The organism is Pseudomonas coronafaciens pv. oryzae str. 1_6 (assembly GCF_000156995.2).
GTDB lineage: Bacteria > Pseudomonadota > Gammaproteobacteria > Pseudomonadales > Pseudomonadaceae > Aquipseudomonas > Aquipseudomonas tremae.
Genome location: NZ_CP046035.1, coordinates 1,138,219 through 1,150,983 on the forward strand (window position 1 = coordinate 1,138,219; position 12,765 = coordinate 1,150,983).

Sequence of the window (12,765 nt, forward strand, 5' to 3'; positions counted from 1 at the left end):
CCGCAGAGAACCCAGACAGATGAAAAACACGCACAGCTCTGATTACGTGACAACCACCGAGGCGCTGGAAGCGTTGTACGGCCCAATCGCCGCGCCGTCGCTGGTCAAGGAGGTCGATCATATTCATCCGGTCTACAGGCCCTTCATCGAGTCTGCCCCCTTCGTTGTGCTTGCGTCCTCCGGCCCTGGCGGGCTTGATGCTTCACCGCGCGGCGATCAGGCCGGCTTCGTCCATATCGAGGACAGCAAGACGCTTTACCTGCCTGACCGGCGCGGCAATAACCGCATCGACACGCTTCGCAACATCGTTGACAACCCCCGCGTAGCCCTCTTGTTTCTCATCCCGGGCGTGGGTGAAACCTTGCGCATTAATGGCACGGCGCAGATATCGATACAGCCCGATTTGCTGGCGCGTTTTGAGATGAAAGGCCAGTTGCCCAGATCAGTTTTGCGTATCACCGTAACCAGCGTGTATTTCCAGTGCAGCCGGGCAGTTATCAGGGCTGGCTTGTGGGACGTCGCCCGGCAGGTGGAGCGCAGTTCGTTGCCCACCGCAGGGCAGATACTGAAAGAGGTATCGGCGTCGCAAATCGATGGCGAAGCCTATGACAAAGCCTTGCCGGGCCGCATCGCCGATACCCTGTATTGACGTAGAACGGTGCGGTTCCTGTACCCAAAAAGAATGCCGGTCAGCGAACTGACCGGCATTCTTTTACAGCAAGCGGGTTCTGTCAGAACTCGTGGTCAGCGTTGTCCGGGCTCAGGTCGGTGATGCCCAGTTTGCCAGCCGCTTGCTCGATGGCGCCGGTCTGTTTGACCAACGCAGCGATGGCGTCACGAACAACCTGATTGCCAGCGGTATTGCCTGCGGCGATCAACTGGTCGAAGTGTTCGCCCTTGTTGGCGTGGTCGACGATAGCCTGCAGCTTGGCCTGTGTGTCGTCCAGGTCGGCGCGCAGCGTTGCGTCGGTCGCCGGGTCTACCTTGGCGACCAGCGACGAAAGGCTTGGGCCGCTGACCTTGCTGCCATCGGTACGGGTGTATTCGCCCAGATAAACGTTGCGAATACCCTTGCCGTTGTAGAAGTGCGAGTTGTGCGTGTTGTCGCTGAAGCAGTCGTGTTCGTCTTCACTGGAGTTGGCTTCCAGTGCGACTTTCATGCGCTCGCCAGCCAGTTCTCCCAGCGAAAGGCTGCCCATGCCGAAGAGCATTTTGCGCAAGCCGCTTTCGCCTGGCTCGGCTTCCAGTGACGCGCGGTAGTTGTCGGCGACGCCCGCTCGCCAGTTGCCGGACATCTCTTCGAGGTCGCTGACCAGCAGGTCGGTGACCGCTTTGAGGTAGGCACGACGACGCTCGTTGTGACCGCCGGTTGCGCCTGCACCTTCAATGTAATCGCTGGCTGGACGGTTGCCTGCACCCGGGCCGGTGCCATTCAGGTCTTGGCCCCAAAGCAGGAATTCGATGGCGTGGTAGCCCGTTGCAACGTTGGCTTCGGAACCGCCCAACTCGTTCAGGCTGGCCAGTTTCTCGGGCGTGATTTCCTTCACGTCGACCTTGTCTTCGCCCACCTGAATTTCGGTATTGGCGATGATGTTGGCAGTAGCGCCCGGGTTGCCCAGCGCGTGCTGGTAATCCTTGGCTACGTAGTCGATCAGGCCTTCGTCGAGGGGCCAGGCGTTAACCTGTCCTTCCCAGTCGTCGATGATGGTGTTGCCGAAGCGGAATACTTCACTCTGCATGTACGGCACGCGTGCTGCGACCCACGCATCCCGTGCAGCTTTCAGGGTTTCGTTGTTGGGCTTGGCCAGAAACGCGTCGACAGCCGTGCTCAGTTTTTTGGCACCGGCCTCGGCGTCGTCGAATACCGCAGACACCATGTTGGCATAATTCGCGACCACGGCTTTGGCTGCCGCGTCGTCGGTCTGGGCGGCAGGCGCGGGCGCGGCAACGGGTGCAGCAGGAGCGGCAGCCGGAGCAGCGGGTGCTGCCGGAGCCGGAGCGGCAGCCTTGTCCTTGCCTTCGCCACAACCGGCGAGAGAGATAGCGATGGCCAACAGACTAGCGGTTGCCAGAGGCATACGAATCATGACGGAATCCTGAGTCGAAAAAGGTGATGGCGGGGTACGCCCATAAAATCTGCGACATAATGCGAAGGATTTGCATTCGATGTAAAGGCAAAACGCCTTTGTGGCCGTGTTCAGGCCATCAAACGGTTGTAACAGCCAGTGTCAGAAGCGGCGGCAGTCTGCTTGAAGCCAAGTCACGTTCACTCAGTGCAACGCAGCGCTGCCCTGTCGACCCTGCTTCAGGTAGGCCAGCAATTCCCGAGCGGGCAGCGGCTTGCTGTACAGGTAGCCTTGGCCTTCATGGCAGCCTTCGGTCACCACGTAGGCCTCCTGCTCGACAGTCTCCACGCCTTCGGCAATGACTTGCATGCCCAGGCTTTTACCCAACTGGATGATTGCACGCACAATGGTCGCGTCATCGTCGTCGTCAATGAGGTCCTGAACGAAGCTCTTGTCGATCTTGATCTTGTCCAGTGGCAGGCTTTTCAGGTAACTCAGTGATGAGTAACCGGTGCCGAAATCATCGATGGCAATCAGCGCGCCAGAGCGCCGCAGGCTGAGGAGGTGCTGGGCGGCCGTGGTGATGTCTTCCATCAGGCCGGTTTCAGTGACTTCCAGTTCCAGGCTGCGAGGCGGCAGACGATAGATCTGCAAGAGGTTGTTGACCACGCGTGGCAGCTCGGCATGGTGCAGTTGCACAGTCGACAGGTTGACCGCCATGCGCAGATCGGTAAAGCCTTGATCGAGCCACTCGCGCAACTGGCGACACGCTTGATCGAGCACCCATTCACCAAGAACGATGATAGTGCCGTTTTGTTCGGCCAGAGGAATGAATACGTCTGGCGGCACCAGACCGTGCTCGGGGTGTTGCCAGCGGATCAGCGCCTCCACGCCGACCACGCGGTGATCGACGTAGCTGATCTGCGGCTGATAGACCAGATAAAGCTGATTGCGTGGCAGGGCTTCGCGCAGGTCTTTTTCGAGTTCACGTCGACGGCGCATTTCACTGTCCACGCTGGCAATGTAGAACTGATACCGATTGCGCGAACGGGCCTTGGCCAGGGTCATGGTCTGTTCGGCTTTCTGCAGCAACTTCTCGGTGCTGTCGCCGTCTTCGGGGAAGAGGGTAATGCCGATGGTCGCTCGCAGCTGGATCTGCTGATCACCCACCACAAAAGGTGCTTCCAGCTCGTCCAGAATGTTCTGCGCCAGCTCTGCCGCTTCATAGGGTTGCTCGATGTTGGCCTGAACCAGCGCAAACTGATCGCCCCCCAGTCGCGCCAGTGCGCCGAGGCGTCCGCTGTGAGCGCGCAGCCGGTCTGCCAGGGCCAGCAATAACTGGTCACCCGACTGATAGCTGAACTGTTCGTTGATGCCTTTGAAGTCGTCCAGGCCCACGCAGAGAATCGCGACCCGATGTTGCTGACGCCCGGCGTCCTCCAGAATCCTGTCCAGCCCGGTCTGCAACTGAAGCCGATTGGGCAGGCCGGTCAGGAAGTCGTATTGCGCCATGCGCTGCAGGTTGTTTTCCGCCTCGTGACGCAGGTAGGTATGGCGCTCGATGGAGGCCAGCAACTGATTGGCGGTGTTGACCCATATCCCCAATTCGTTTTTTTCGTGGCCCTTGAGCAGCGGCAATTGATGCTCGCTGGGCCGGTCCGGATTGATGGCGATCAGGTGCTCGATGATTTTCGACAGCGGCTTGGTCAGCAACCAGTGATAGACCAAGTACAGAACCAAGCCCATCGCCAGGGCGCGCAGCACGCCAGCGATGAAGATAACCCCGGCATTGAACAGAAAACCTTCGCCATAGTTGGCGGTGTCCAGGGTGATACGCAGGTCGCCGTAATACTCGCTGTAAGGGCTGCGGCCCACCAGTTGTGTGGTGAAGCTGCGTTCCTGACCGAGGATCAGGTCGGTCAGCCAGCGGGTTGAAGAGGCTTTCAGGGGACGGTCTTTTTCTGCGAGAAGGGTTTCGTTGGGATGGCCGATAGACGCCATGCGCACCGAGTCATCCTGAAACAGGCCCTCTATGACCTGCATGCCCATCTCGCGATCGAGGCTGTAGACGGCCTGAGTCGAAGGATCGCGGAACATGCCGAGAATGCGTTCGGCATCGTTGGCGACAGTCTGTCGAGTCTTGTACGCATCGAAAACGATTTGCGCACAGCTCAACACGACGCCCACCAGAAGTGCTGAAAGCAGCACGACGCGCAGCAGCTTCACCGACAGGCTGTTCTTGAGTTCCAGCTTCAATGGCCGTTCCTTAGTTCGTGTCGGAGGGCGAATAACTTCACGGCCCTCGAAAAACCAGGTGCACCCGCAATGACAACTTAAAGGTGCATCTGGTCGATCTTCGCGTTCCCTGCACCCACCGGCCAAAGCCAACCCAGTGTATCGGGAGGCAGTAAGCGTAACTTGAGCAGAACACTGCAAGAATTACGTCGTGGTACAAATCAGTCCGGATTTTTCCGACAATACACAAAGTCCGTGCGGCAGGCGAAAAAAACATTCGTCATTTGTGTGACCGACAAGTCTATCTCTGACGCTCAATGCAAGTTCATCGTTCCGGCGGTATTAATCTCCGAATGCGGAACATAAAAAAACCCGGCACCGGGCCGGGTTTTTTGTGACGCTGGAATCAGGCGGCGTATTGCTGGGCCACGAAGTCCCAGTTTACGAGGTTCCAGAACGCTTCTACATACTTTGGACGCAGGTTGCGGTAGTCGATGTAGTAAGCGTGTTCCCAGACATCGCAGGTCAGCAACGGCTTGTCGCCGCTGGTGATCGGGTTGCCTGCACCGATAGTGCTGGCCAGTGCCAGGCTGCCGTCAGCTTTCTTCACCAGCCAGCCCCAGCCGGAGCCGAAGGTGCCGATGGAGGTCTTGCTGAACTCTTCCTTGAACTTCTCGAACGAGCCGAATGCAGTGTTGATTGCATCAGCCAGCGCGCCGGTAGGCTCGCCGCCGGCGTTTGGCGCCAGGCAGTTCCAGTAGAACGTGTGGTTCCAGACCTGAGCGGCGTTGTTGAAGATACCGCCCGAAGAAGTCTTGATGATCTCTTCCAGGGTCTTGCCTTCGAACTCGGTGCCTGGCACCAGGTTGTTCAGGTTCACGACGTAGGTGTTGTGGTGCTTGTCGTGGTGATATTCCAGAGTCTCCGCAGAAATGTGCGGCACCAGAGCGTCTTTGGCGTAGGGCAGTGGTGGCAATTCAAAAGCCATGGTTTATCTCCTTTACAGGTCAATTGCGGTAATCGCACGGCCGATCACGGGCGGCCAGTTACAGCGTGCACCGGGAGTTTTACTCTTTTGCGGCGCAGACCCCGGATCATAGCACCGGGTCTGCGGCTTAACCACGCAACAACTGTGTGGGATAGAGGTTCCAGCTGTTACCTGAATGGGTATGAAAACTTCAGGCCGAACCGATCAACTGCCACGCCACGCTGAACATCATCACTGCAATCATTGCGTCCAGCAGGCGCCATGTAGCGGGGCGTGCCAGCCAGGGCGCGAGCCACGCCGCGCCTGCGGCAAGGGCTGAAAACCATATCAGCGAGGCGCTGGCGGCACCGGCCACGTAGGCGCCGGGCACACTTTGTTGCGCACCGAGCGAGCCAATCAGCAACACGGTGTCCAGATAAACATGCGGGTTCAGGAGTGTGACGGCCAGAGCGCTCAACAGCACCGTGCGCAGCGATCTGACGCCCACCGCGGCGCCCTGTTCAAGGCTCTGTCGAGAGCAGGCTCGACGCAGCGCCAGCGCGCCATACCAACTGAGGAAAATCACACCGCCCCAGCGCGCCACGCCCAGCAAGGTCGGGTTAGCTGCCAGCACACTGGCCAGGCCGAATACCCCGGCAGCGACCAGTATCACGTCGCAGACAATGCACAGCAGGGCAACGGGAGCGGCGTGTTCACGACGCAAGCCTTGAGCCAGGACGAATGCGTTTTGCGAACCGATGGCCATGATCAGCCCTGCCGCTATCAGCAGGCCGTTGAGGTAGCTTTGCCACATGGAAAATGTCCCGTCGAGCTGATTAAGGTGGCGATTCTGTTGCGTTGAGCGGTATAAGGAAAACCAATAATGCTGATCGCCCATTAGGAAAAGTGATGTTCGATTACAAGTTGTTGGCAGCGCTTGCGGCGGTTATCGAACAGGCTGGCTTCGAGCGTGCTGCTCAGGTGCTTGGTCTGTCCCAGTCGGCGGTTTCACAGCGCATCAAACTGCTCGAAGCGCGCGTTGGTCAGCCGGTGCTGGTGCGCGCGACGCCTCCCGCCCCGACCGACATCGGACGACGTCTTCTCAATCATGTGCAACAGGTACGTCTGCTGGAGCGTGACTTGCTCAGCCAGGTGCCGTCGCTGGATGAGGAGGGCATGCCCGAGCGCTTGCGAATCGCCTTGAATGCAGACAGTCTCGCGACCTGGTGGGCATCGGCAGTGGGCGCGTTCTGCGCGCAACATCGGCTGTTGCTCGATCTGGTCGTCGAAGATCAGGACGTCGGGCTCAAACGTATGCGGGCTGGCGAAGTTGCGGCCTGTCTGTGTGGCAGCGAACGCCCTGTGGCCGGAGCGCGTAGCCTGTTGCTGGGTGCCATGCGTTATCGCGCGCTGGCCAGCCCGGCATTCATCGAGCGGCATTTCCCGGACGGTGTCAGCGCTGAAAAACTGTCCAGATCGGCAGCGCTGGTGTACGGACCGGACGATTTGCTGCAGCATCGCTACCTGGCACTGCTGGGGGTGCAGGACGGTTTCGAACACCACCTGTGCCCGTCATCCGAAGGGTTCATCCGTATGATCGAGGCCGGTATGGGGTGGGGGCTGGCGCCCGAGCTGCAGGTGCGCGAGCAATTGCGTAACGGCACGTTGCGTGAGCTGCTTCCCGAGCGCTACATCGATGTGCCGTTGTACTGGCATCATTGGCGCAACGGCGGTCAGTTGCTCACGCGTCTCACCGAACACCTTGCGCAACACTCGGCGCGCTGGCTGGTGCCGCTTGGCGAAGAATGATCGTCAGTACGATCATGTGTAATTCATGCAGGCAGGCTGTTGCCTTTCTGCAGACCCGTTAATGGAGCGGTAAATGAAGATTCTGGTCACCGGCGCAAGCGGCTTCATCGGGGGACGCTTCGCGCGTTTCGCTCTGGAGCAGGGCATGAGCGTGCGGATCAATGGCCGTCGTGCCGAAGGTGTCGAGCATCTGGTCAGGCGTGGCGCCGAATTCGTTCAGGGCGACCTCGCCGATCCTTATCTTGTCCGTGCATTGTGCGACGACGTCGAGGCAGTGGTGCATTGCGCAGGTGCCGTCGGTGTATGGGGGCGTCGTCAGGATTTCTTGCAGGGTAACGTGCAACTGACCGAGAACATCGTCGAAGCCTGCCTGAAACAAAGAGTAAGAAGGCTGGTCCATCTGTCATCGCCATCAATCTATTTTGATGGGCGCTCCCGGCGTGACATCAAGGAAGAACAGGTCCCCAAGCGTTTTCACAACCATTACGCGGCGACCAAATACCTGGCGGAACAGAAGGTGTTCGGCGCCGAGGAGTTCGGGCTGGAAGTTATTGCCTTGCGGCCGCGCTTTGTCACCGGTGCAGGCGACAACAGCATTTTCCCGCGCCTGCTGCACATGCAGCGCAAGAAACGATTGTCGATTGTCGGCAACGGCCTGAATGTGGTGGATTTCACCAGCATGCAAAACCTCAACGAAGCCCTGTTGAGCAGCTTGCTGGCGACCGGAGCGGCATTGGGCAAGGCCTACAACATCAGCAATGGCACGCCGGTACCTTTGTGGGACGCGATCAACTACGTGATGCGGCAAATGCACTTGCCTCAGGTTACCCGTTATCGTTCATACGGCCTGGCCTACAGCGCGGCGGCGATTAACGAAGGTGCCTGTATGCTCTGGCCGGGCAGACCTGAACCTACCCTGTCGAGGCTGGGGATGCAGGTCATGAACAAGGATTTTACGCTTGATATCAGCCGCGCCAGGCATTATCTGGACTATCAGCCTCAGGTCAGTCTATGGACGGCGCTGGATGAGTTCTGTGGCTGGTGGCAGGCACAGCACGCAATCTGAATGCGGTAGTGGCACAGTGAGATTGAACAGGCGCTGTTGTTATACTGCCCGACTTTGGTTTAACAGCTTCCTGAAGGGTTATTCATGCGCAACGATCCATACGATGACGTCGATGACGTTCCCAGCCTTAGCGCCAAGGACGACGATGATGACTTCGAGCCTGGCAATGGCGCGCGCGAGCGCACCACGGTCTATTCGCGCACCACGCCTGTGGTCAAGGTAAAGGGGCCGAGTACCGGCCCGTTGTGGGCATTGGTCGGCGCGCTGTTCATTGCTTTTTGCGGTCTGGGCTGGTGGAGTTTTCAGCAGGTTTCCCTGATGGAGCAGCAACTGGTCGCCACCCAGGAGAGCTTTGCACGCATCAGCGAAGAAGCTGCCGGACGCTTGCAGGATATTTCCGGCAAGGTGGTCGCGAACGAAGCGCTGTCCAGTGACGGAGAAGCGCTCAAACAGCGTATCAAGCTGTTGGAAGCGCAGCTGGAAGATCAGGACAAGCAGCGTGAGGGCGTCGAGGGCCAGCAGGGCAGTCTCGACAAGCGTCTGGAACAGATGGCTGCGCAAACCGCTCAGCAGCAGACCGAAAGCGCACAGCTGCAAGAGCAACTGAAAGCCGTCGTGGCTGAACTGGCAACCCTGAAGTCGTCTTTGCCTGACCTGAAAACGGCACAGTCCGAGCAGGGCAAGCTGGACACGCAAATCAAAAGCCTGGCGGCTGATGTGGCGACACTGAAGAAACAGGGCGATCCGTCGGCCGCCATTGCGCGGGTCGAGCAGGACCTGATGGTGCTCAAAAGCGAGCAGGAGAATCGTCCGGCACCGTCAGCAGGAACCAACACCGCCGAGTTCGATGCGTTTCGTGCTCAGGTAACCCGCAACATAAATACCCTTACCAGCCAGATTCAGAACCTGTCTCAGCAGCTCAACTCACGCCGTTGATGCCGTGCATTGCCTGTCGCGATTTGTCGCGGCAGGCAAGTGCAACCGCCGCGATTTTTCTCCTCGTTAAATAGTTATGTGCTTGCCGGTTAGAGGAGGGCTTACGCTTGCCTGGCTGTTAACTAAATGGATACTCAGGAATGAATGGAATCATTGATATGGATACCGATACCGCACAACAAACGACCGAACAGGTACACAGTCCGGCTGAGGACATGGGCAAGTGGGCAGACGAACCTGCCATGATGAGCTCACCTCCCGAGGGGGATGCGCCTGCCAGCCCGGACTTCACACCTATCCAGCACGCACCTCAGGTAAGGGTCAAGCCACCTGTGAAACCTCAGGTCAAGGTGGTTAGCCCGCTGAAGCCACCCGTGACACCGCCTGTGAAGCCACCGGCCAAGGTGGTTGAGCCGCTGAAGCCACCCGTGAAGCCGCCTGTGAAACCTCGGGTCAAGGTAGTGGATCCGCAGAAGCCACATGTGAAACCTCCGGTAACACCAAGCGTAAAACCCTCTACCAACCCAAAGGTTGTGCAGACAACGCCGCCGGTCCCTGAAGCGCCTTCGCGTCTGGACAAGCTACTGGCAGTCGTCAATACCGTCACTGGCGTTTTACAACTGGTCCACCCGCTCAATAGCGTTTTCAACCCTAATGGTACGGTCAGTCACCCTGACGGAAGTGTTGCCGCTGCAGATGGCGAGTCCGTGACTCGTCCCGACGGCACCACGCAGCATCTGGATGGCACCACCGTCCATGCAGATGGTTCGATCGAGCACCCCGATGGTGCGGTTCTGCACAAGGACGGCACTTGGGTCATGGCTGATGGCTCGGTCAACTACCCGGACGGGCGCTGGAAGTTGCCGGATGGCACCATCACTGATGCCGAAGGCAATGTGTTAGGAATAGTCGCGACCTAGATTGCGTTTGAAGCGCAATAAATTCAGACGAAAAAACCCTGGCTCTTGCGAGTCAGGGTTTTTGCTGTTGCAGCGTCGGGTTACAGGCGCGGGTAGTCGATGTAGCCGACCGGCCCCTTGGCGTAGAAGGTGTCAGGGTGCGGTTCGTTCAGCGGCGCATCGCTGGCCAGACGCTCTGGCAGGTCCGGGTTGGCAATGTAAGGCACGCCGAACGCTATGGCATCGGCCTTGCCTTCTGCCAGCCACGCATTGGCAGTGTTCTTGGTGAATTTCTCGTTGGCGATATACACACCGCCGAAGGCTTCTTTCAACTGCGGGCCAAGGCTGTCTTCAGCATCATGCTCACGGGCGCAGATGAACGCGATACCGCGCTTGCCGAGCTCTTTGGCCACGTAGCCAAAAGTTTCGGCACGGCTTTCATCGCTCATGTCATGCATGTCGGCGCGAGGCGAGAGATGCACGCCGACGCGACCAGCGCCCCAGACTTCAATGACTGCATCAGTCACTTCCAGCAGCAGACGAGCGCGATTCTCCACCGAGCCGCCGTACTGATCTGTGCGCTGATTGGACCCCGTCAGCAGGAACTGCTCAAGCAGGTAGCCGTTGGCACCGTGGACCTCGACACCATCGAAACCCGCCGCTTTGGCGTTTTCTGCACCGATGCGATAGGCCTCGACGATGTCGCCGATTTCCGCCAGCTCCAGTGCGCGCGGTACCGGCAGCGGAGTGATAGGGCGCATCAGGCTTACATGGCCTTCGGCAGCAATGGCACTTGGCGCAACCGGAGTTTCGCCATTCAGGTACGAAGGGTGGGAAATGCGGCCTACGTGCCACAGCTGCAAGACGATGCGGCCGCCAGCGTTGTGTACGGCTTTGGTGATGTTGCTCCAGCCGCGAACCTGATCGTTGGACCAGATGCCGGGGGTGTCCGGGTAACCCACGCCCATCGGCGTTACCGAGGTGGCTTCAGTCAGGATCAGGCCTGCCGAAGCGCGCTGCACGTAATACTCGGACATCATTGCATTGGGCACGCGGCCTTCGTCGGCGCGGCAGCGTGTCAGGGGCGCCATGATGATGCGGTTGGGCAGTTGCAGATCGCCAATGGTGATCGGGTCAAAGATAGTCGTCATGTATCGAATCCTCGGGATTGATCAGTGGGTAGCGTGGGCCAGATCCGGATTGCCGGTCTGACGAAATGTAATCAGGGTTATAAGCAGCGCGAGCACCGCCAGGACGGCTGCCGCCAGAGGCACGCTGGTCAGGCCCAGGCCGTGGGCGATAACACTGCCGCCGACCCAGGCGCCGAGCGCGTTGCCGACGTTGAAGGCGCCGATGTTCAGGGTGGAAACCAGATTGGGCGCGGCCTTGCCGAAGGTCACCACGTTGATCTGCAGGGCCGGTACGGCGGCAAAGGCCGCAACCGCCCAGAGGAACAGGGTGATTTCAGTTGGTATCAGCGCGATGCTGGTCCAGCTCAGGGCGGTGGAAATCACGGCCATCGAAGCGAACACCCCGATCAGCGTCGACGAAAGACGACGATCAGCCATTTTGCCGCCGATCACATTGCCTGCCGTCAGGCCAAGACCGATCAGCAGCAAGGTCCAGGTCACGCCATTGGGTGACACGCCGGTCACTTCGCCGAGCAGCGGTGCGATGTAAGTGAACAGCGTGAACATGGAGGCTGAAAACAACGCGGTCATGGTCAGCGACAGCCAGATGCCGGCACCTCGCAAGGCGCCCAGTTCGGCACGCATGTCGAGTTTTTCTTCGTTGCGATTGGTCGGCAGAAAGCGGATCAGGCCAATCAGTGCAATGATCCCGATGACGGTCACGGCCCAGAAGGTCGAGCGCCAGCCTGCGTATTGACCCAGCGCGGTGCCCAGTGGGACACCCAGCACGTTGGCGAGGGTAAGGCCGGTGAACATCAAGGCTACCGCCGAGGCACGCCGATTGGCGGGCACCAGTCCTGCGGCGACCACCGAGCCGATACCGAAGAATGCGCCGTGGCAAAGCGCCGTGACCACGCGGGCAAACATCAGCACGTTGTAATCACTGGCCAGCGCACAGAGCAGGTTGCCGATGATGAAAATCCCCATCAGCGTAACCAGCGCTGCCTTGCGCGGCAGTTTTGCTGTGGCCATTGCCATGAACGGCGCGCCGACTGCCACGCCCAGCGCATAGCCGGTCACCAGCCAGCCTGCTCCGGGAATGGACACACCCAGGTCGGCGGCAACGTCGGGCAACAGGCCCATGATGACGAATTCAGTGGTGCCGATGGCGAAGGCGCTCAGGGCCAGAATGAGTAGCGAAAGGGGCACAAGGCATCTCCTGGAAAAAGGTGGAAAAAATCAGGTCGGGTTGTTCAGCTCGTGAACCAGCGCCTCAACGAAGGCCTGGATCACCTCTTCGTTACGACGGAAGAAGTGCCACTGGCCGACCTTTTTGCTGCTGATCAGCCCGGCGCGTTGCAGCGTTGCAAGGTGGGCCGACACCGTTGACTGGGACAAACCTGCACGTTGATCGATCTGCCCGGCGCAGACGCCGTGTTCGATCGAATATTCCTGCGCAGGAAAACTCGCGCGCGGGTCCTTCAGCCAGGTCAGGATTTCTCGGCGGACCGGGTGGGCCAGAGCTTTTATTATGTCGTCGAGGTCGATCTGCATGTCGTTCTCACAGGCGTGTAGCGATATATCGCGATAGGGCGAACCTTATATCTGTATTTCGCGATATACAAATATGATTTTGTGCTTAGAGGTGAATAAATCG

12 protein-coding genes are annotated in these 12,765 nt (G+C 59.1%); 5 read left to right on the forward strand and 7 right to left on the reverse strand.

Annotated features, from left to right (window positions below):
• The first annotated feature begins 19 nt into the window (after window positions 1-19).
• Window positions 20-649 carry a pyridoxamine 5'-phosphate oxidase family protein gene (locus POR16_RS05085; RefSeq protein WP_005890781.1) on the forward strand — a complete coding sequence of 210 codons (630 nt, stop codon included), beginning with the start codon at window positions 20-22 and terminating at the stop codon, window positions 647-649.
• Window positions 650-731: 82 nt separating this feature from the next.
• Here the strand turns inward: POR16_RS05085 and POR16_RS05090 are convergent, their stop codons facing one another.
• The 4 genes from POR16_RS05090 to POR16_RS05105 all read right to left on the reverse strand — a co-directional run bounded on the left by POR16_RS05090 (window position 732) and on the right by POR16_RS05105 (window position 6,082).
• Window positions 732-2,087, reverse strand: a complete 1,356-nt coding sequence (locus tag POR16_RS05090; protein WP_024670859.1) for an imelysin family protein — start codon at window positions 2,085-2,087, stop codon at window positions 732-734.
• 183 nt (window positions 2,088-2,270) lie between these two features.
• Window positions 2,271-4,322, reverse strand: a complete 2,052-nt coding sequence (locus tag POR16_RS05095; protein WP_005890776.1) for a putative bifunctional diguanylate cyclase/phosphodiesterase — start codon at window positions 4,320-4,322, stop codon at window positions 2,271-2,273.
• A gap of 385 nt (window positions 4,323-4,707) precedes the next feature.
• Window positions 4,708-5,289: a superoxide dismutase gene (locus POR16_RS05100; protein WP_005890774.1), complete on the reverse strand. Its 582-nt coding sequence runs from the start codon at window positions 5,287-5,289 to the stop codon at window positions 4,708-4,710.
• Window positions 5,290-5,479: 190 nt separating this feature from the next.
• Window positions 5,480-6,082 (reverse strand): LysE/ArgO family amino acid transporter, encoded by a 603-nt coding sequence (locus tag POR16_RS05105; RefSeq protein ID WP_005890771.1) that lies wholly within the window; start codon window positions 6,080-6,082, stop codon window positions 5,480-5,482.
• A gap of 95 nt (window positions 6,083-6,177) precedes the next feature.
• On the opposite strand from POR16_RS05105, the gene POR16_RS05110 reads away from it, so the two are divergent.
• From POR16_RS05110 to POR16_RS05125, 4 genes are all read left to right on the forward strand, one after another.
• Entirely contained in the window at window positions 6,178-7,077 is a 900-nt protein-coding gene (locus tag POR16_RS05110) for a LysR family transcriptional regulator ArgP (RefSeq protein ID WP_005890769.1), read from the forward strand.
• A gap of 73 nt (window positions 7,078-7,150) precedes the next feature.
• On the forward strand, window positions 7,151-8,143 hold the full coding sequence (locus POR16_RS05115; RefSeq protein WP_005890766.1) for an NAD-dependent epimerase/dehydratase family protein: 993 nt from the start codon (window positions 7,151-7,153) through the stop codon (window positions 8,141-8,143).
• 84 nt (window positions 8,144-8,227) lie between these two features.
• Window positions 8,228-9,079 (forward strand): ATPase, encoded by an 852-nt coding sequence (locus POR16_RS05120; RefSeq protein ID WP_005890764.1) that lies wholly within the window; start codon window positions 8,228-8,230, stop codon window positions 9,077-9,079.
• Between the two features lie 158 nt (window positions 9,080-9,237).
• Complete coding sequence (locus tag POR16_RS05125) at window positions 9,238-9,999, forward strand: hypothetical protein (RefSeq protein ID WP_042932326.1); 762 nt, start codon at window positions 9,238-9,240, stop codon at window positions 9,997-9,999.
• An 80-nt stretch (window positions 10,000-10,079) separates the two neighbouring features.
• Here POR16_RS05125 and POR16_RS05130 read toward each other — a convergent pair whose 3' ends face one another.
• The 3 genes from POR16_RS05130 to POR16_RS05140 are packed head-to-tail and all read right to left on the reverse strand — an operon-like array spanning window position 10,080 to window position 12,662.
• Window positions 10,080-11,129: an alkene reductase gene (locus POR16_RS05130; RefSeq protein ID WP_005890759.1), complete on the reverse strand. Its 1,050-nt coding sequence runs from the start codon at window positions 11,127-11,129 to the stop codon at window positions 10,080-10,082.
• A gap of 21 nt (window positions 11,130-11,150) precedes the next feature.
• Window positions 11,151-12,317: an MFS transporter gene (locus tag POR16_RS05135; RefSeq protein WP_024691522.1), complete on the reverse strand. Its 1,167-nt coding sequence runs from the start codon at window positions 12,315-12,317 to the stop codon at window positions 11,151-11,153.
• A gap of 30 nt (window positions 12,318-12,347) precedes the next feature.
• A complete protein-coding gene (locus POR16_RS05140) occupies window positions 12,348-12,662 on the reverse strand; it encodes an ArsR/SmtB family transcription factor (RefSeq protein ID WP_005889094.1) in 315 nt (104 codons plus the stop codon).
• Between the last annotated feature and the right edge of the window lie 103 nt (window positions 12,663-12,765).